This is a genomic window from Cytobacillus citreus (assembly GCF_018343665.1).
Classification (GTDB): domain Bacteria; phylum Bacillota; class Bacilli; order Bacillales; family Cytobacillaceae; genus Cytobacillus; species Cytobacillus citreus.
The window spans coordinates 341785-361733 of record NZ_JAGYPM010000002.1 but is presented as its reverse complement, the minus strand read 5'-3'; the positions used below and the strand labels follow the sequence as shown (position 1 = coordinate 361733).

Annotated in this window: 19 protein-coding genes; 10 read left to right on the top strand and 9 right to left on the bottom strand. The window is 37.8% G+C overall.

Features of this window, described 5'->3' with window-relative positions:
- The first annotated feature begins 11 nt into the window (after positions 1-11).
- Positions 12-1217, top strand: coding sequence for a homoserine dehydrogenase (locus KHA94_RS07975; protein WP_213101613.1), 1206 nt, complete (start codon positions 12-14; stop codon positions 1215-1217).
- A 569-nt stretch (positions 1218-1786) separates the two neighbouring features.
- Here the strand turns inward: KHA94_RS07975 and KHA94_RS07970 are convergent.
- Positions 1787-3061, bottom strand: a complete 1275-nt coding sequence (locus tag KHA94_RS07970) for an L-cysteine desulfidase family protein (RefSeq protein ID WP_213101612.1) — start codon at positions 3059-3061, stop codon at positions 1787-1789.
- 639 nt (positions 3062-3700) lie between these two features.
- Here KHA94_RS07970 and KHA94_RS07965 point away from each other — a divergent pair.
- The 7 genes from KHA94_RS07965 (at position 3701) to KHA94_RS07935 (ending at position 12173) form a co-directional block, all read left to right on the top strand.
- Positions 3701-4255 (top strand): 3D domain-containing protein, encoded by a 555-nt coding sequence (locus tag KHA94_RS07965; RefSeq protein ID WP_213101611.1) that lies wholly within the window; start codon positions 3701-3703, stop codon positions 4253-4255.
- Positions 4256-5219: 964 nt separating this feature from the next.
- Complete coding sequence (locus KHA94_RS07960) at positions 5220-6104, top strand: helix-turn-helix domain-containing protein (RefSeq protein WP_213101610.1); 885 nt, start codon at positions 5220-5222, stop codon at positions 6102-6104.
- A 48-nt stretch (positions 6105-6152) separates the two neighbouring features.
- Positions 6153-6422, top strand: a complete 270-nt coding sequence (locus tag KHA94_RS07955) for a hypothetical protein (RefSeq protein WP_213101609.1) — start codon at positions 6153-6155, stop codon at positions 6420-6422.
- 213 nt (positions 6423-6635) lie between these two features.
- Positions 6636-6854 (top strand): DUF1659 domain-containing protein, encoded by a 219-nt coding sequence (locus tag KHA94_RS07950; protein WP_213101608.1) that lies wholly within the window; start codon positions 6636-6638, stop codon positions 6852-6854.
- A gap of 79 nt (positions 6855-6933) precedes the next feature.
- Positions 6934-7152: a DUF2922 domain-containing protein gene (locus KHA94_RS07945; protein WP_213101607.1), complete on the top strand. Its 219-nt coding sequence runs from the start codon at positions 6934-6936 to the stop codon at positions 7150-7152.
- Between the two features lie 589 nt (positions 7153-7741).
- Positions 7742-9358: an SWIM zinc finger family protein gene (locus KHA94_RS07940; protein ID WP_213101606.1), complete on the top strand. Its 1617-nt coding sequence runs from the start codon at positions 7742-7744 to the stop codon at positions 9356-9358.
- On the top strand, positions 9351-12173 hold the full coding sequence (locus KHA94_RS07935; protein WP_213101605.1) for a DEAD/DEAH box helicase: 2823 nt from the start codon (positions 9351-9353) through the stop codon (positions 12171-12173). Before KHA94_RS07940 ends, KHA94_RS07935 begins: the two co-directional genes overlap by 8 nt.
- Positions 12174-12272: 99 nt before the next feature.
- On the opposite strand, the gene KHA94_RS07930 is transcribed toward KHA94_RS07935, so the two are convergent.
- The 3 genes from KHA94_RS07930 to KHA94_RS07920 form a co-directional block, all read right to left on the bottom strand.
- Complete coding sequence (locus KHA94_RS07930) at positions 12273-12893, bottom strand: class I SAM-dependent methyltransferase (RefSeq protein WP_213101604.1); 621 nt, start codon at positions 12891-12893, stop codon at positions 12273-12275.
- Positions 12894-13016: 123 nt separating this feature from the next.
- Entirely contained in the window at positions 13017-14099 is a 1083-nt protein-coding gene (locus KHA94_RS07925; protein WP_338030721.1) for a heavy metal translocating P-type ATPase, read from the bottom strand.
- A 98-nt stretch (positions 14100-14197) separates the two neighbouring features.
- Positions 14198-14518, bottom strand: a complete 321-nt coding sequence (locus KHA94_RS07920) for an ArsR/SmtB family transcription factor (protein ID WP_213101603.1) — start codon at positions 14516-14518, stop codon at positions 14198-14200.
- Between the two features lie 182 nt (positions 14519-14700).
- On the opposite strand from KHA94_RS07920, the gene KHA94_RS07915 reads away from it, so the two are divergent.
- Positions 14701-15249, top strand: a complete 549-nt coding sequence (locus KHA94_RS07915; protein WP_213101602.1) for a copper resistance CopC family protein — start codon at positions 14701-14703, stop codon at positions 15247-15249.
- 3 nt (positions 15250-15252) lie between these two features.
- On the top strand, positions 15253-16350 hold the full coding sequence (locus KHA94_RS07910) for a copper resistance D family protein (protein WP_213101601.1): 1098 nt from the start codon (positions 15253-15255) through the stop codon (positions 16348-16350).
- Between the two features lie 191 nt (positions 16351-16541).
- Here the strand turns inward: KHA94_RS07910 and KHA94_RS07905 are convergent, their stop codons facing one another.
- The 5 genes from KHA94_RS07905 to KHA94_RS07885 all read right to left on the bottom strand — a co-directional run bounded on the left by KHA94_RS07905 (position 16542) and on the right by KHA94_RS07885 (position 19948).
- Positions 16542-16742 carry a hypothetical protein gene (locus KHA94_RS07905; RefSeq protein WP_213102297.1) on the bottom strand — a complete coding sequence of 67 codons (201 nt, stop codon included), beginning with the start codon at positions 16740-16742 and terminating at the stop codon, positions 16542-16544.
- Between the two features lie 4 nt (positions 16743-16746).
- On the bottom strand, positions 16747-17076 hold the full coding sequence (gene ssb, locus KHA94_RS07900) for a single-stranded DNA-binding protein (RefSeq protein ID WP_213102246.1): 330 nt from the start codon (positions 17074-17076) through the stop codon (positions 16747-16749).
- A gap of 542 nt (positions 17077-17618) precedes the next feature.
- Positions 17619-18263, bottom strand: coding sequence for a methyltransferase family protein (locus KHA94_RS07895; RefSeq protein WP_213101600.1), 645 nt, complete (start codon positions 18261-18263; stop codon positions 17619-17621).
- A 22-nt stretch (positions 18264-18285) separates the two neighbouring features.
- Positions 18286-19083 carry a MerR family transcriptional regulator gene (locus KHA94_RS07890; protein WP_213101599.1) on the bottom strand — a complete coding sequence of 266 codons (798 nt, stop codon included), beginning with the start codon at positions 19081-19083 and terminating at the stop codon, positions 18286-18288.
- Between the two features lie 664 nt (positions 19084-19747).
- Positions 19748-19948 (bottom strand): hypothetical protein, encoded by a 201-nt coding sequence (locus tag KHA94_RS07885; protein WP_213101598.1) that lies wholly within the window; start codon positions 19946-19948, stop codon positions 19748-19750.
- Position 19949: the final 1 nt, after the last annotated feature.

Below are 19949 nucleotides of genomic sequence, written 5' to 3'. Positions count from 1 at the left end.
AGGAATGAATCATGTCAGCTATTCATATTGCCTTATTAGGATACGGTACTGTTGGGAAGGGTGTCTATCAGACCGTTCAATCCCATCAGAAAAAGCTTCAAGCTATTTTTGGAAAAGAAGTGAAAATTTCTGCGATTCTCGTAAAAAATTTAGATAAGCACCACTCGCCAGACGATGATGTCATTTTAACAGATGATTTTGACAAGATTATTTCATTGGAAAAGCTTGATATCGTGATTGATGCTATTGTTGGAAAAGAGCCGTGCTTTTCCTATTTACAGAGAGCCATTAAGCGGGGCTGTCATGTGATCACGGCGAATAAAGAAATGTTTGCCCATTATGGAAGTCAATTAAAACGGTTAGCTCACGAGCATGGCGTTACACTCAGCTTTGAAGCAACTGTCGCCGGCGGGATTCCCGTCATCCAAACGCTAAAGCAATTACTTAATGTCAACAATATCAAAAAAATACAAGGTATTCTTAACGGAACTTCAAATTTTATTTTGACAAAGATGAGGGAAGAAAACGTACCATTTGCATCAGCCTTAAAGCTCGCTCAGGAAAAAGGCTACGCTGAAGCCGATCCAACCAATGATGTCGAGGGATATGACGCCTTTTACAAAGCGGTGATCTTAAGTGAGCTTACATTTGGGGAAGCGCCGAACTGGGGTGAGTCGATTAGAGAAGGGATTCGAGGAATTACACCCGAACAGATTGAAATCTTTTCATCATTAGGATTCCGATTTAAGCATGTAGCTTCAATTGAACGAACTGCTGATGGCGTTCAATGCGCCGTAAAGCCTGTGCTTGTGAATGAACAGCATCCGTTTTACCATGTGGAAGGAGTTCAAAATGCCGTATCCATTGATGGGGATATTGTTGGAAACATCAGCTTGCAAGGACCAGGTGCAGGAATGTTTCCAACCGCAAGTGCGATTCTAGAGGACTTAGTTCATATTAATCGAAAAAGCGTATCTCCTATCATTACCGAACAGAAGCCAGATGGAGATGAGACATCTGCTGTATCCTTTTGGGCAATCGGCGGGGATGTAAATGCCTCCATATTACCCACACCTATTCAAGTAATCGAAAGAATTCATCCAAATGTTTTATTAGTTAAAGCTCCTGAAGAGACGGTATACGCGATTCATTTGCCGAATGTTCATGTCTATCAAATTCTTGGGGACGTGGCGTATAAGGGATTGGTTGTTAGTTAGGTTTTTTTGAATGTTTTTTTCTTAGGCTCTTTTCGCATATATTGTTGCTTTTGCCTTCAAATTTTGCCCGTTGCTTTCCGCGGGGAGAGACGTGAGCCTCCTCGGCGCTTGCGCCTGTGGGGTCTCACGCTTCCCTCCATTCCCGCAGGACATTGAATAAGCTTCCTTGAAATTAACACCGCACGAAGGAAATGCGAATGCATTTTCGAGGAGTCAAGTGCCCTCCGCTCCAATCAACTCAGATAGTTAAATAAAGTGAAACTTCAATCAGTGGAGGTTTTCCTTCATCCCCCACTGATTGTTAGTTGAACCAATCGGGCTTTTACGGGCTGTTGATCCCCCACTTAGAAATTTATTCTTAACTCAACTTCTTGAAGTGGGGGTTTTACAGCCCGTTAATCTGCGATAAAAATTGCATTAAAACAACAAACTTTACGAAAACAGCCTTTTCTTATAACAGGGCTATAAGGACAGGTATACGGGGGTTCTCCTTATTCTTGTAACACAGCAATAGAAGGCCAACACTCATCGTGATGGCCTTTTCCACTACTCTATATTCACTTAAGAAACTATTTTTCCATCATTAATTTCAAGATTAATTCATCGGTTTGCCGTGTTCCTTCGTTTCCTAGCTGGCAGAAGGCTTCGATGCTTTTCTCAACATCATCGTGAATAAATCCATCTGTGGATTGAATTTCTTTATGGTTCAACGCCAGTAATGCCGATTGGACTGCGACGTTTGAACAGGTAGAAACCTTCATGGCACAGCCTGCCTTCGCACCATCGCAGATCATTCCGGATACATTGCCAATTGTATTTTGAACTGCCGCCTTTACCTGTTGAAGGGATCCATCCAGCAAATAAACAATAGCCGAACTTGCTCCCATTCCCGCAGCCGTGACACCGCATAAGGCTGACAGACGGCCGAATTTCGATTTAATATGAATTGTAACTAAGTGGCTGAGTGCAACGGCGCGAAGCATTTTTTCTTCAGACACCTGGAGCTTCTCTGCCGCAGCAACGACAGGAAGGGTAACTGCTATTCCTTGATTGCCGCTTCCTGTATTGGCCATAACCGGCAGCGTCGAGCCTGCCATTCTTGCATCTGAACCAGCAGCGGCTAGTGACATGGCAGCAGTTGCTAAATCATCTGATAAGATTCCCTTTTTCACATTGTCCTTTATCGTTTTTCCGACATTTAAGCCGTAATCGCCTGCGAGCCCTTCCATACCAATAACTCGGTTTAACTCGATACTTCTTTTAACAAGGCCTAAACTCTTCACATCTGTCTGTAGAACCCATTCATAAATTTCATCGATGGTGAGATACTCCAAATCTTCCTCAGCCGATTGAATGCCAATATTCTCGCATCCACCGAGGAAAATAGGTTTGCCATCTACTTCAATTAATGTGATATTACTATGATTATCAGAAATAACAACCTTCGCATTCTGTTTGTCTGTTTGAACAATAACTTCAATATAAAGCCTTTTCGGTGTATCCGCTTGACTTGCTTTAACCTTCCCCTCTTCAATCAGCTTAAAGGCTAACAGCTCATCTTCCTTTGTAAGACCATCCAGCACTTCTAGTTTTTTCTCCGAGTTGCCCGCAACTGCTCCAAGTGCAGCAGAGAAATCTAAGCCTTTACCAGTCATCCCAGGAATACCGACTGATTTCGCGTTTTTAATAATATTCCCGCTTGCCTTTACTTGAATTTCTTGTATGACTCCGTTCACATAGCTCTTCGCTTTCGCCGCTGCCAGCGCAATCGCTACTGGCTCTGTACAGCCAAGCGCCACTACTAACTCTTTTTCCAAGATAGATAGTATTTTGTCCTTTTGCATTTGATTTCTCCACCATCCTTCTATTTAAAAAATTCCATTATGTTTTTTTATAATTTCGATAATTACTTAACTTACATTATCTCTTTTTCGCTTTAATTTCAATGGACTGTTTCAAAGAAGGAAGTTAATCGATACAGAATGGAAACTTAGTAGTGTAAAAATCCTGTCCAAAAAGTTTAATTCTATTGTTTTTTATTTAATTTTCCAATTTATTCCTCTGAAAGATTTGTTACCCGAGCTATTATCTTAGTAGATATCCCTTCTCTTAACAATTCTAAAGCAATTTTTCTTTTCTCTGAGATCCTTCCCTCTTGGATTCCTTTCTCTTTCCACGAATTCGGCAGCTTGAGTATCAATATTTCCATATAAAAGAGGCAACAATAACATTTCTAATAAGCTTTCCCTTGCAACCATGCAGATAAATTTCTGCATGATTGCTCAATTTTTTCTAAAACCCGCAGTATCAATTGTAAAACCTTAAATTCTAGCTATTTTCCCATACTAGAAAATTTTGGTTCTATTAATTAATTATTACAACACCCATCATATTTTGTAATAAAAATAGTTTTATTCTGAAACATGGCTGTCATCTTCTCCTGTTAACATGCTCTTAAAAGAAATGAAAGGGAGTTAACAGTTTTGAAGAAACTACTAATCGGTTTTACTACTGCTATTTTTCTAACATTTGGACTATCAACTGCTACTTTTGCAGCTGAAAATACATATAAAGTAAAAAATGGAGATACACTTTGGGGAATTGCTAAAAAGAACAATGTCTCCGTTCAACAAATAAAATCATGGAATAACCTTAAATCCGATACAATCAAACCAAATCAAGTTTTAAAATTGACGAAAACTGCTACGGAAGCAAACAAGCCTGCTCCTCCTGTAAAATCTGCAAGCTTCAAAGAAATTACCGTCAAAGCAACAGCATATACCGCGAACTGTAAAAACTGCAGCGGCATCACTTATACGGGAATCAACTTAAAAAAGAATCCAAATGCTAAAGTGATCTCCGTTGATCCAAATGTGATTCCACTAGGATCAAAGGTTTATGTACCTGGCTACGGTGAAGCCATTGCTGCTGATAAAGGATCTTCTATCAAAGGAAACAAAATTGATGTGTTTATCCCTTCTAAACAGAATGCCATCAATTGGGGCAATAAAACGATAAAGATTAAAGTATATAATTAATTTCTTTGGATTTAGGAACTTTGAATACAAAAAATTAACCAATCAAAAGAGGAACAGCTTCGTCTGCTCCTCTTTTTTCTATAACTATGCAGATTGAGGGAGCGTTTTATTTCCTGCGTTATTTTGTTTCACAGTTACATAAAAACATATGGCTTTGAGGGTTTGATTTCTGCGAGGCTTTTTGCTTGAAATGGGGTATCTGACCCCGTTCGGCTAAATTACATATTTAAATTTTTTTCGAAATTTATGGTAAATTTCGAAAAGGACATGAATTTTTTAGGGAATTCGAATGACAAGTTAAACACCAGGATAAATTAAAGCCCCCAAAAAAACAGTTTAGATTTCTTTAGTAAAAAAGAATAAAAAAAAGAAATTGACGATTTTCATGCAAATTTTATTCAATCGGTCCTTACTGAAGCTCTCATGTAAAATCCTTCTCAAGCGGAGTACTTTTCAAACACTGACAGAATTCTCCATACCGCTGTCCATTCCCTAGTCAGGGAAGGACAGCGGTATGGAGAAATTCAAAACGAGCTTTTCCAATGCTAATCCACTTGCTGCATGAGAGGAAATCTTTTTAATTGGTTATTATTTTAAAAAAATTACGATCTTGTAGAGGAAAGTCAGAATATTACTCGAAATAATTTAGTACGAATAAAAGGAGGTCGATCAAAGGACTGAAGGGTTTATTGATTGGAGGATTAGCGTAGTCATTTGGCTTATAAATTCATTTTTTGGGCCGATCCCTATGGATTTTGGCTGAGCTAACCATGCTATCTAGCTATTAAATCCATTTTTTCAGACTAAAAAACCTTATTTAGACTTCTTTTCTACTAATTAGAACGTTTATTAATGGATTAGTAATAATCGAAACAAAATTCAGAAAATTTTACCATGGCTATTCATAACAAAATAAATAATATATGTTAATATCATAGTAGAGATAGTTGAAAAGAGGGATTTTATGAAACTAGATGGATATTTATTCGGTGAAATGCTTCAATCCTTTCGCCAGTTTAAAAATTTGACTGTAAAAGAATTAGCAGAAGGGATATGTACAGAGGAAGAATTAATATCCTTTGAGAAAGAGAGATCATACCCTACCCTCGATGTTCTTTTCAAAATTGCCATCAAGCTCGAAGTAGAATTAACACACTTCCTTGATATTGCATCAAAATCAACTGTTAGCTATCCAAATGCAGTTATTCAAATCATTGAAAAATACAAAAGAGAACGCAATTATGAGGCAATAAACACGATTGTTCAACAGGAGCAGCGTAATCCTCTCTTTAATCAAAAACCATTAAAACAGTATCTGATGTGGCATGAAGGCATTTGTTGCCATCACCTTGACAAAAATTCAGACAAAGCATTTGATATCCTTAGTAAAGCGATCGCATTAACAAATCCAAGAAGAGTTTCCCTTTCAGAAAGAGAAATAGAAATATTAACAAGTATTGGTCTCATCTTTTATGAAACGCAGAATTATCGAAGTGCTATTACCATTTTTATGGAAGCTTTAAGTAACATCGAGAATCTACCCTCTATCTTAAATATGAAAGGGAAGTTAAGAATATTATTTGGGTTATCACAAGCATTAACAGATATAGGGGAATATGAAGAATCACTTACTTATTGTCATAAAGGGCTTAATCTTTGTATTAATGAGGAATTGCTATATCTTTTAAATGAATTTCATTATCAAATTGGTGAAAACTACGTCAAAATGGGGGAGATTGAAAAAGGAAAGGAATACTTAGAGGAGTGCCTCCACCTCTTAAAGTTAGAAAGAAAAACAAAAATTTTTAATATTATTGAAGAAGAGATTGATAAACTACTAAATTCTTGATACAATAAATTACAGAAATTATAAAATTTTGAGAAAGTTGGTGAAAAAATGAAAAAGTTACTTGCGGGTACAGCTCTAGCACTAACTATTCTTGGTGTGAGCACATTTGGCTCCAACTCAACGGAATTAGCTGGATACCCTGTTCAACATGGTATTGAATTAAACGGATACCCTGTTCAACATGGCGTTGAATTAAACGGATATCCTGTTCAACATGGCGTTGAATTAAACGGATACCCTGTTCAACATGGCATTGAACTAAACGGATATCCTGTTCAACATGGCATTGAATTAAACGGGTATCCTGTTCAACATTAATTAAGAAAAAGCGGGTGATTACACATTCACCCGCTTTTTTTGTGCAATTTCTTATCGTGTTTGCCATATGTGACGGCAAATCCCCCGCTCCTCTTCAAATAAATCCTCATGTGAAACAAGATTATTCGTAAGGCGCTCCTCAAAATTTCTGCATCCAACATGTCCTTTTCCCTTCTTCCAATATATATAGAGGGTGAAAGGAGGTGGATGAACATGGCACAGGCAATGATTATGGATACGAAGCTTCGTTTAAGCTTTGAAACAGGTTTAAATGATAAAGGCGAGCCGGTATTCAAAACAAAAACATTCGGGAATGTGAAAAGCTCAGCTACTGCAGATCAGCTTCAACAAGTGGCTCAGGCAATTGCTGCTCTCAGCAATGACCCTTTAGCATCAGTGGTACGAAATGACAGCTTTGATATTGTTGGATAATCAAATGGCTGGAATTAACCAGCTCCAGCTCAGCTTATATGCAATGTTCAATACAATATAAAAAAGGAGGTTGAATCTCATGGCAAAATCATTAGAATTGACGTTTTTAACGGATAAGGGGAAATTATCACGAATTTCCATCGATAATCCAAAAGAACCGATTGATCCAGCTGCTGTTAAACTGGCAATGGACCAAATCGTTACTGCCGATATTTTCCAAACGACTAACGGCAGTTTTGCTTCCGCTAAGGATGCTCGTGTCATTGAGCGCAATGTAACTGAATACGAACTTGTTTAAAAGAAAAGCGTAAGTGCCTTCGGAACAATCCAAAAGCCGATTGTTCCTGCGGTGATTATTCTAAGGAGCTTTCCTTAGTGTCCACCCCGACAAGCACAAGTCGAGCCTCACGGAAAGGTGTTCTTTACCTTTCTGGGAGGATTGATCGAAATGTGAAGGCGACTGTTTAGGGACGACTGCATAAGACGAGCCCTGTAAGAAGACGTTCTTTGTCTTCTGGAAGGGATCGGCTTATGACGCGAGTCCCTAGGAGCCGTAACTAGACAAGCTTGTGACCTCGAGGTCGACAAAAGCACGACGTCCTCCCAAAAGCTTCTCTTTTGGTCGTGCGATGTGTCGCTGACGTAGCTTTCCTTGTCCTGTCGCATTGTCGACACCAGTACGTCCTGTACGTCGGGGGTAGGCGCTGGAGCTAGACAATATGATAAAGAGGCCGATGCAAAGCTGTTATTGCATCCGGTCTCTTTTTTATTTTTATTATCTTTCCTCATCCATTCACGGCACTAAGGTGACAGGCACTCTTCTCTGCCCCCCGTTTATGTTATAATTATTCTTATTCTTATTGTCTCGTGTAAAAGGAGGTCTTTCTATGTCTACGATCCCGGAGCGGTTTCTTGAGCCATTGGAGTTTGCGGCGAAGGAGTTGATGGGGTTATTACGTGCGGATATGGAGGAGGATGAGCGGCTTGTACAGAAGGGACTGCTGCTTTTTCGGCAGCGGCTTGTTTCTCAAGTGCGGTTTGACGGAGTCAAGATTACGGCCGTTGTTCAGGACGTAACACCTGCAAAGGTTCAGCTAAATCTTGATTTCATCCAATTAAGTGAATGCTCGTGTCCAGCAGAGGGATTTTGCCGTCATCAGCTTGCCGTGTTTTTCCAGATCCTTTCACATACTAAAAGCGTGACTATGTGGGTAGAAGAATGGAGACAGCCATTGAAGGAGAAGAAGGTCGCTAAACAATTAGGAATGCAAAGAGCCAAAGATTTATTAAAGACAGCAGGCCGGCAAAAGCCAGATTATGATCGATGGATTGCAGCTTTTAATGAAAGCTTTGACACCATTATGACAGGAAACGGAGTGCCAAAGCCTTACATCATTCCTGAGCTCTATCATGTATACACAAGGCGCTGGAAAGCGAATACACCCTTCGAGCAGGAATGGAAGCTCCTTTATCAGCTAGTTGCCTCCTTTTTTTCGTTTAAAAAATTGATGGAATTAAGCATAGAACTTGAGCATTCAGGGGATATGATCAATCGCTACTACATTCACCTCTTTCAGGATTTGATGCAGGATACCGTTGAATTGATGAATAAGCTATCTGTCCACTCTCTCCCCTTTGCCTTTGATGAATTTATTGAGAAATTGAAAGAGGATTCGTCCGACTTGCTGACAGTTGACTTTGCACTTGAATACGAACGAACTCAATTGTATCGGTTTTTATGGACAAAATTTTTCAAAAAAAAGGCTTGGTGTACAGCAGAGATCGAAAAGCTTCGTGCAGTAGAGAATAAAAATGATCCCGTTTCAGTGGGCATTCTACATCTGCATATCCTTCTAGGTGAAGATGAAATCGCTCTTGAACATTTGGCTCTCCCTGATAAGTGGATGACGCCTTATTTTCTTTATTGGATTGAACTATTTACTAGCCAAAGGGAATGGAAGCGATTAGGGCCATTCGTGGAGGAATTTATAAAAAAACTACGTGAATATCTTGGCGTTACGGATGACTATTATGCAAAGAGAAACTACACGGATCTAGTCATTCGTTCCATCAAGCCGTATTGTTTAGAAACGGGCAGACAGGAATTATTTGAAAAAGCACTCATTGAGACGCTTCCATATAGCTTTAGTGAATATGAATATATTCTTTTCGAAAATGAAGACTTTGATAAGTGGACTGATTTGCAGGCCTTTATGAACCATGATATTGATATGCTGTCGAATGATCGCATTAAAGCAATCGAAAAAAGAGAGCCTACACTGCTGCTGCCGCTCTACCATCATTCCATTCACAGCCATATTACTCATAAAGGCAGAGATCATTACCGTGAGGCGGTTCGGAAACTGAAAAAGCTCCGCACTTTATATAAAAAGCTGAAACGACAACAGGACTGGGAGTTTTTCTTAGAAGCCTTGCTGGAAAAAACAAAGCGGCTTCGCGCCTTCCAGGAAGAATGTAAAAGGGGAAAGCTGATCGATGCTTGATACTAGGTATATAAAAATTAACATACGACATATACATTCTGATCTTTATTGCATCTCTGCCGTTGATGAGGAAGGGGATTATTTAAATACGGATTTCTGGAGCAAGCTTCTTTTCCACTACCATGAGGAAAGCTTCTTCGGAACTCTTTTTCATACAGATAAATCTGTGGAAAGAATAGAGATCCCTCTTAACGGCTGGCAGCTTGTCACCTTGCTTGCAAAAGAACGATTCAACCAGCTTATCGATTGGGATTGGGATGAATTGGCGCAGGTGTGTTTAGCCTCCTCCCTTCCCATTTACGAGGCGATCATGGAAAAGGAATGGATTCCAGACTTTTCAGCATGGGAGAATGGGCAATTTCGCTGGGCATTGCCTGACAGTGTCATTTATGAATTCAATTCTTCCTTTTGGGAGCAAACGATTGGAGACACGTCAGTAAAAGACTTTATTCACGAGTGGTTTCATCATGCACTCGACAGCTTTTTCCTCCGAAACAGCATGTTGAAAAAGGAATTAAGCAGTAAATTAAACACTTTACGGAATGAACAGCTCTCACCTCGTGATCTTGCAGCATACTTCGATGAGGAAAGCTTTCAGGAATGGATCGGACTTAAGGAAAGTGAAGTCCCTTTTACGATCGGCCTTAAATTGGAAGAGCCTGCAGATTTGGACGGTTTATGGGATCTCGGCATCTTCCTTCGTGGGAAAAAGCAGCCTGATGTGCTCATTGATGTGAATGATTTTGCTAATTATCCTCGCGGTTGGAAGAAATATGATGAAATCATTTTGAAGGAACAGCAGAGATGGATCAATGTTTTTCCTTGGCTTGCTGGAGATAAGGGAATTGCCACTCGTCTGACGGAGGATGAAGCATGGACCTTTTTGACAGAAGCAAGTGAAACCCTTCTCTCTCTCGGAGTGGAAATATTGCTGCCTTCCTGGTGGCAGGCTATGAAAAACGCCAGCTTAAAGGTGAAGGCACGTGTAAAAGGGCAATCCGCAAGCCATCGTCCGTCCTTCGTCGGGCTGCAGGCAATGCTTGATTATGACTGGCGAATATCCATGAACGACGTGGATTTATCAGAGGATGAGTTCCGCAGCATGGTCGAAGAAAAAAGACGGCTCGTCTACATTCGCGGCAGATGGATTAAGCTTGATCCAGCCTTCGTTCGCCAAATTCAAGATTTAATGAAAAAGGCTGAAAAAGAAGGACTTCATGTCCGCGATTTAATCGAACAAGAGCTTCTTTCAGAGGAAGCTTCCTCTGAAGATGAACTAGAGAATCCGAAGGCGTTTGCCCGCATTCAAATTGAACTGAACCGCGGGTGGAAGCAAATGGTGAAGCAGCTCCGAGATACAAAGGACATCCCTCTTGTAGAGGTTCCCGACACATTTCAAGGTGAACTGCGCCCATATCAACAACTTGGTATGAGCTGGATGTTATTTTTGCGTCGGTACGGATTCGGGGCTTGCTTGGCAGATGATATGGGACTTGGGAAAACGATTCAGCTCTTAAGTTATCTTTTAAAAGTGAAAGAGCTGGAGAAAGACGGTGGCCCCGCTCTTATCATTTGTCCAACCTCTGTTCTAGGCAATTGGCAAAAGGAAATTGAGCGGTTTGCTCCCGATCTAAATGTGTATCTCCATTACGGAGGAAATCGTTCTAAAGGTGATGAGTTTTCAGAAAAGGTAACAGCTAGTGATGTTGTCCTTACTTCATTCGGACTTACCCACTTGGATGCGGAGCATTTCGAGGGCATCGAATGGAGCTCCATCAGCATTGACGAAGCACAAAATATAAAAAATGCGCAAACGAAGCAGTCAAAGGCTGTCCGGAAATTGAAGGGAAAGCACCATATCGCCCTAACTGGAACACCAATGGAAAACCGACTATCGGAGCTTTGGTCGATTTTTGATTTTACAAACCATGGTTATCTTGGCAGCATGGGCCAATTTCAAAAGGGGTTCGTCCTGCCGATTGAAAAGGATGATGATAAAGAAAGGGTTAAGCAGCTTCAAGCCTTTATTCGCCCTTTCCTCCTGCGCCGCACGAAAAAGGACGAAGAAGTCGCGCTCAATCTCCCAGACAAGCTCGAGCAAAAGGAGTACTGCCCATTAACAGCAGAACAAGCTTCCCTTTATGAGCAGCTTGTGAAGGATACGTTTGAGCAGATTGAAAAACTTTCCGCTTTTGAGCGTAAGGGCTTAATTCTGCAAATGCTGACCCGTTTGAAGCAGCTTTGTAACCACCCTGCTCTCTATTTAAAGGAAGAGAAGCCAACGAACAATATTGTAAGGTCTGCTAAGCTTGAAAAGCTTTGCGAGCTTATCGACTCTGTTCTTGATCAAGGTGAAAGCTGTCTGATTTTTACCCAATATATTGAGATGGGAAATATCATCCGGCAGACGATTAAAAAGAAATTTGGACAGGATGTACCATTTTTAAACGGAAGTGTACCAAAAAATGAACGGGATCAAATGATCACCCGGTTCCAAAATCAAGAATTTCCTATCTTTCTTTTATCCTTAAAAGCCGGGGGTACGGGATTGAATTTAACAGCCGCTAATCATGTCATCCACTATGATCGCTGGTGGAATCCAGCTGTTGAAAACCAAGCCACCGACCGAGCGTACCGTATCGGACAAAAACGCTTTGTCCATGTTCATAAATTCATCAGCACTGGCACACTTGAGGAAAAAATTGATGCCATGCTTGAAAAGAAGCAATCGCTCAATGATCAGATCATCCAAAGTGAAAGCTGGATTACTGAATTATCAACGGATGAGCTGCGGGATCTTGTGAATTTATCTTGATTAGTTCAGCCTCTTAATGTCTTTTCTTTAAGACTTGGGGGCTGATTTTTTATTACCTTTTTGGCCAGCATGGAAAAAAGTCACTTTGTGTACTCCAAGTTAACTAAGTTTATTAACAACAATTTTTCTATACATTCCATTTAGCATTACTGGTTTATCTTCTTCAATACTCAACTTCTCTTTATGTTTAATAAATATCTCTTCAAAACTTAGCCCTATGTCCGTTCCTAAAACTTTAATAAGTGGTCTTACTAGCTTTTTTGGAAGGGAAAGTCTATCTCCACTTGAATCGAATTTGTCAAAAATAATTATTTTACCTCCAGGATTTAAAACTCTCACCATTTCCTGAAAACATTTTTCCGCATCCGGAACTACTGAAAGAATTAAACTTCCAATTACCATATCAAATGAATTATTATCAAAGCTCATCTCTTGGGCATCCATTTCCATAAATCTAATGGATGAAGTATTAAATTTCGCTTTTGCTTTCTCTAGCATATCTGGTGAAAAATCAATGGCTGTAATATCTAACTCAGAATCATTGATTAGCTCTAAGTCAGCACCTGTTCCAATACCGACGAATAAAATTTTACACCCACTTTCAAATTTGACTCCCTCAAATGTCAGTTTACGCGCTTGAAGGAATCCCCTTGAGTTAAAAAATCTATCATAAATAGGCGCCCAGAATTTATATATCAACTTATTCCATTTATTATTCAAATCTCACACCTCAAATCTTCACAATCCTCCCTTGTAAAAAAAAGGGCGATGCCTCGTTTTAGCATCGCTATATTAATGGGATTAGTTATATTTTTACGTAAAGTTTCATTATTTTCTTATCCTTTAACTTTTAATAAGCGCAGTGCATTTAAAAATGATTATTTGACCAACTGAAATCTCTTCAACCGGCTTTTTCCCCAATTCAGTGCCGTTTAACACCCACGCTTCTGGTGGAGCTAAATCCATTAAATTTCGAATAGAATTTCTTGTCTTCTCGATTGAACGATTTTGCAGAACAATCCCCAAAGCAAATAACCAAACTACGGTTGCTCCCTCTAACCATTCACCAATTAATGCAGCACCAATTGCCGCAGCCGACATTAATACATTCATATCAAGTGAACGGCTTTTTAAAGCATAGTAAGCACTCTTCACAGGCTTATATCCAGTTAAAACGATTACTATCGCGTACAAAATATTACTCATTATCGGCGAGATACCATTATATGACCCAATAAACCCTAGAGCTATTAAAGCCCCTGAAAAGATGATTAAACCATTTCCTTCTTTATTTTTAGGCGTTTCGGTAGTTTTCCCACTCTTCGTAAGCAAGAACGCTTTATAACCAATTTTAGCCACTTCTGAGACTATATCTTCAACGCTATTATCGTGATCAATCTTCATTTTTCCTGTAGAAAAATTCACACTTACATTTCGCACTGAAGGCAAAGTATTTAAATGGTTTTCGATACTTTTAGCACAACTGCCACAATCCATTCCTTCGATATTGTACGTTCTCATATTTTTGTTCTGTTCCAATGATTCGACCGCATAACCAAGTTTTTGAACTTGATTTTCAATTTGATCAAATGAACCGACATCTCCAACCATCTGTAGTTTGGCTGTACTGTAGTTCACTTTTACATCTCTGATTCCTTTTAAAGCACCTAACCCTTTTTCAATTGTAACAGCACAAGCTGGGCAATCCATTCCGTGTACACGATATACAACTTTTTCTTCAGAAGTAGCTGGTGAAAGAGGAATGTCTTTTGATTGTTCTTCAACCTTGCTGCTACAGCAGGAGCTTTTTGCCTTGTCTGTTTTTTCAAATGTAATAGAATCGCTGCTGCAACAAGAACTTTTTGCCTGGTTAGGTTTTTCTAGAGTATTGGAATCACTGCTGCAGCAAGAAGTCTTTACTTCCACAAAATTTTCAAAAGTTTTTGAGGTATCACTGCAACAACTTTTATTTTCATCTTTATCTTTAGAACTGCAACATTTATCAGCCAGAGCATTTCACCACCTTATTCGATATGATTCTCACAGCAAGCTATATCCGTTTGCACTTCTTCGAACACTGTGTGGAACATTGTTAGTAAGTCCCTTACTTGTTGGTTTCGCAAGCTATATTTAATGAATTTACCATCTTGTCTGCCCACAATAAGTCCACAGCCTTTTAAACAAGCTAAATGTTGGGATATATTTGATTGCTTGCCATTAAGGTCCTCTACAATCTCCGAAACAGTTTTTTCTTGATCTTTAATTGATTCAAGAATTTGAATTCTTGTTTTATCTGAAAATCCACGTAGAAACTTTACCATTAAATCAACATCTGTTTTTATCATCGGTAACTTTACCTCCAATCATATTAGACATTACTAATATGTTCTGATATCATCATATTAGCAACCACTAATATGTGTGTCAATTTAATAAAATAAATTAATAAGTTTTACTCATTTGCATCATGTTAAGGCTTCTTTATTCATTTGATTACATAATACAGGTAAAACAATGGAGGTACTTTATGGTCAGAAAATCAATGTTATTTACTTTTTTATTTTTCTTAACATTTATTAACAATGGTCTTGCACATACCGGCTTAGAGAGTTCATCTCCTCAAGATAATGAAATCGTTAAAGAGGACCTTCAAGAGATCACATTAACCTTTGAAACAAAAGTAGAACAAAGTAGCACTTTTCAAATAAAAAACTCTATTGGTGAATCGATACCTATAGAAAATATCTCTTTAACTAACAACAAAATAGTTGGGAGTTTACAATATCCATTAGAAAACGGAAGTTATAAAGTAGAATGGAATATTATTGGTGCTGATGGTCATCCAATCGAAGGGGAATATCATTTTACTGTTCAAATTCCCGATAAACAATCCCAAATTGAGCAGGAGCAAAACCAAGTAAAACAGCCTAAACAAGATGAAAATAAAAAAGCAAATGAGGAAAGCAAAAAATTTGAACAAAAAAAATTACCTTCATATGTAATTCCTTCGGTAATTGTGGTTTTAATCCTAATAGTTATCGGGAGCTTCTTATTGCTTATGAGGAGGAAAAACTAATTAATGTTATATGCAGTAATTGTAAGCGAGGTTTTATTATATCTTTGCTTTTCACTTTTAATGGGGAGCTTTCTCCTTTATATGGTACCAAGTTCTAATCGTCCTAATATTCATGTTCGTAGAGGAACATTAATGACCGCAGCAGGTGGAATAGCATTTTTATCATTTTTTCCACTATTACAACTAATATTATTTCTTTATGAGGATATAGGATTATATCAAACTATAGAATCTGTGATATTTACGTTTGAAGTTGGGCAAGCCTGGATCTTCTCCTATATTCTCGCCAATGTTTTATTTATTTTTATTGTTTGGTTTGATTATCAGAATAAGCGAATATATTCATTTATTGGCTTTCTCTTCACTTTATTATTAATTTTAGGTCTTGGATGGGCAAGTCACGCCAGTTCTCTTGATCTGTGGAAAGGTTTCATAACCCATACTTCCCATTTTACTGCCGTTACTGTTTGGGCAGGGATTTTACTGGTTGTAAGTTGGTTTTCAAAGGATTATTCTAATTGGCAGAACTTTTTAAGATGGTTTACACCAGTTGCCATTACTTGTTTTACAGTGATAGTTATTACGGGGATTATTCTAATGACATTTGTTGTTGATATCAACGATTATGTAAGAAGTTGGGTGCTATCTTATGGACAGGCTCTTCTAATCAAGCATTTGTTAATTATTCCGTTGCTAGCTTATGCAATAATCAATGGCATACTAGTTAGAAGGAAACTAAGAACTAATAAATCATTTAACCCAAAACCTTGGACAAGAATGGAAAGCATAGTAATCCTGCTTGTTTTTTCTGTTACAGCAGCATTAGGACAACAATCGCCACCTCACGAAATTGTACAAACGATTAAAAGTGTAGGGGCTTCAAAATTATTTACAACACTATACCAAGGTTCATTTTATCCAGAAATGATTGTGAGTTTTAATATAAATGTAACAAGTGGGATCCTTATGATATTAGCTGTGCTGTTTTTAATGTTAACAGTATTATCATTTATAAAGAAGGCACCACCGGTAACATCCCTCTTTATGAGTGTTCTATTCGTATTTACAGGTTATCTATCTCTAGTGTTAAGTATTATTTAGAAAGTATTGATCATAAATACAAGGGGTAAGGTACTCCTGCAACACTTACTCATATGTCAAAAGGATAAGAAGCAATAGCCCTTCATAAATAAAAATCCGGCACAATAAGCGCCGGTGAGAATGAGGATGTTTGGAGAGTCGATTGTTTTTCTGTATGGTAGGAAAAGGGATGGAAAAACCTGAGGATATTTTCATGAAGTATAGTTAGGGGAAGTTTTAGCTTCCTCTCCTGCTTGGATTGGGTTGCAGCCCTGCAATATCGATTCACGAAGGATGACTTCCAATTGATTAACCCGTTTATTTAAGTCATTCACCCTTTCATTCGATTTTCCGAGCATTCTTATTAAGGCCTCAACTAAATTTTCTAATTCCTTCTCACGTCCGACATTCAATTAGTCATGCCTCCCTCCCTGCTGCAATCCATGTTTCCTCTTGCTTTTTTTGATCAAGAAATCTTACTGAATCTGCCAATACCTCGGTCACATAGACTCTAGTGCCTTCTGGATTATCATAATGTCTCGTTTGAATTCGACCGGTGATGCCGATTAATGAGCCCTTTCGGCAATAGCGAGAAGTATTTTCCGCGGTTTTTTTCCAAAGTGTGCATTGGACAAAGTCTGCCCCAATTTCCCCATGCTGATTGCGGAAGTGGCGATTCACAGCTAGGGTTACATTGGTTACGGGAGTACCTTCAGCTGTTCTTTTTAGCTCAGGGTCTTTTGTCAGTCTTCCAACTAATGTTACTTTGTTAAATCTCTATTCATTTTTGATAGTGTAATAATTGTGTTTTATTTTCACATTATCATTCTCTCATATGTAAGTAGAAATAGAATATCTCAACTCCCATTTAAAGTTTTCTAAAAAAACATAAAGAAAACTCGCCGATTGGCGAGCCTTGGAAAGGCGAAGACAGAGGCGTAGTTGCACTTATACTTAATTCCTAAAATTGGCAACTACGTCGGATCATCTTCTGCGCTGGCAATTTATACTTTCTTAACGTGAAATAAAAGCGCCTTTTAGAAATGTATTAACCTGTTTAAACAGAATTAATTTAATCACTTCTAAAAAGCGCATTATAAAAAGTATGTTTCTCTCCCAAGAGCGAAACTTAATTACTGCTAAAATAGAAAACTATTATACCATATCCCCTCTTTTAAAGCAGCGAATATAAAAATACAGTATTAAATAAATAAGAAGTCGCCTAAAAAAATATAAGATCCAAAAGGATCTTATATTTTGAGAAAGCTTGGATTGTCTATTGTGATGATTCACCAGATAAACGGAATTAATTTTTTTGTTTTCTTTTTGTATGCTGTAAATTGCTCTCCATATTTGTTTTGTAAATAATCATCGGATTTTGGAATATAGCTAAAAACAAATACTAAGAATATACCTAGAGGAATAAGTAAACTATAAACATTATTAGATATGAGTGCTAAACCTAGTACCCAAAGGCAATCGCCAAGATAATTAATATGAATCGCATATTTAAATAACCCGCCTGTATACAACTTTCCTTTATTTGCAGGATTGTCTTTAAAAGGTTTTCTAAGCAATTCTGAAACAGTATTTAACATACTGCCTACAAAAAACAATACCCAACCTATAATAAGTAAAGTCAAGTTTGGCTCCTGATTACTGATTACCATTAAAATAGGAAAGCCTAAATAATAAATTCCAAAAGCTACACTGTTCATGATGGCTTCTTGCCAACTAATGCCTCTAGGTAGCCAGATAAACATCATAGCTGTTAATCTTAATGCAGTAATAATTAAAGCGATAAAAAGCCCGATTGACATGGCTGATTTTTCATAAGCAATGAAAAGTAAATAATATGCAATGATTAAATATATAATCTCGGCAAACAAAATCAAGATTTTTTGTTTTATAGTTGGCTTGTGTATACCATACATGGGGAAACGCTCCTTCGTGTATTTATTTTATTGGGAAATATATTTCTATGATATTATTTTCCTCCTGTGTTGTATGAGGGTCCGTTTGATAAACTTCAAAAGGAGCACCATTCAGTTTATAATGACTTTCTTCAATCCATGCATGTAACTTTGTATGAATAGAAGGTAAATCATCATAAGAACCAATTAGCGTTGCCATTGCACAAAGACCAGGGTTAAACACTTTTGTTTCATTTGTGGCTTCTACAATGGGGATCGCAATTTCTACGTCATAATTTTCTGGTACATATTCTGCACTATGGAAAATAGCAAGCGGTTTAGCTACAGGTGTTAATTTTTCAAAAACTACTTTACTAAACAATTCATTAAATTGTATTAGGAAGTCAGAAATATTAATTTGTTTTCTCTGAGATAAAATATTTAATGTTAAGTGATCGCAAAGTTTGATGTCAATCTGGTCTAAATAACCCATGATGTTTTTCTCTTCTTCTAATAGTTGAATATCAAGCTCCAATTTCTTTAATAGAGATGAATAAATAGTTATCTGTTGTGTTAGATTTTCTTGTTTGGCCTTCATTTTAGCCTGAAAAAGATCGGCACCCTGCCAATTAGTTAAAATAACCTTAATTTCTTCAAGAGAAAATAAATAGGTTTTTAAGCGTGTAATCAATAATGCTGTTTCCAATTGTGAAATATTATAGTAACGATATCCGCTTTTAGCGTCTGTCCAAGCGGGCTTTAGAAGACCAATTTCATCATAGTAGCGAAGCGTTTTCAGAGTGAGATGTGATATTTTAGAGAACTCACCAATTGAAAGCATAACAATTACCTCCTGTTATGTAGTACTTTAAATATAAAGCTTCCTGTAAGGGTAAGGTCAATCAATACAGATAAATTTTCTTTAATTATTTATTATTTATGTCATACATTCTAAATTGAATCTGTCTTCTAAACTTAAAAAGATTTTTTAAATGTTCCTACAATATAAACCAAGAATAGCCTCCACTTTGTTTACACAAAATCCAAATGGGTAAAACGGTGCAACTTTTTTATAAACGGTATGACTTTATTTTAAACTTACAATATATCAATAAGAGTGTAATAGTCTGATAGATAGCTTTCAGTCTCTTAATCTAGGATAATCTTCCTCCTTTCTTTATTTACTATAAATTCTATAAAAATTAGTGTGGTTAAATAGTCTATAAAGAAACAAAAAAATGGATAACTTTACATTGAATACCGTAAAGTCATCCATTATGACCGGTTAAGATAACCGCATTTTCCTGACGCTACCCCTCTAAGTGTCTTTTTTCTTTAAGACTTGAGAACTGATTTTTTTTATTGCCTTTTCATCGCTGCGGAAATCAAAAGCCCTCCATAAATAAAAATCCGGCGCAATAAGCGCCGGTGAGAATGAGGATGTTTGGGGAGTCGATTGATTTTCTGTATTGTAGGAAAGGGGGATGGAAAACCCGAGGATATTTTCATGAAGTATAATTAGGAGAATGTGTAGCATTCTCTCCTGCTTGGATTGGGTTGCAGCCCTGCAATATCGATTCACGAAGAATGACCTCTAATTGATTAACCCGCTTATTTAAGTCATTCACCCTTTCATTCGATTTTCCGAGCATTCTTATTAAGGCCTCAACTAAATTTTCTAATTCCTTCTCACGTGCGACATTCAAT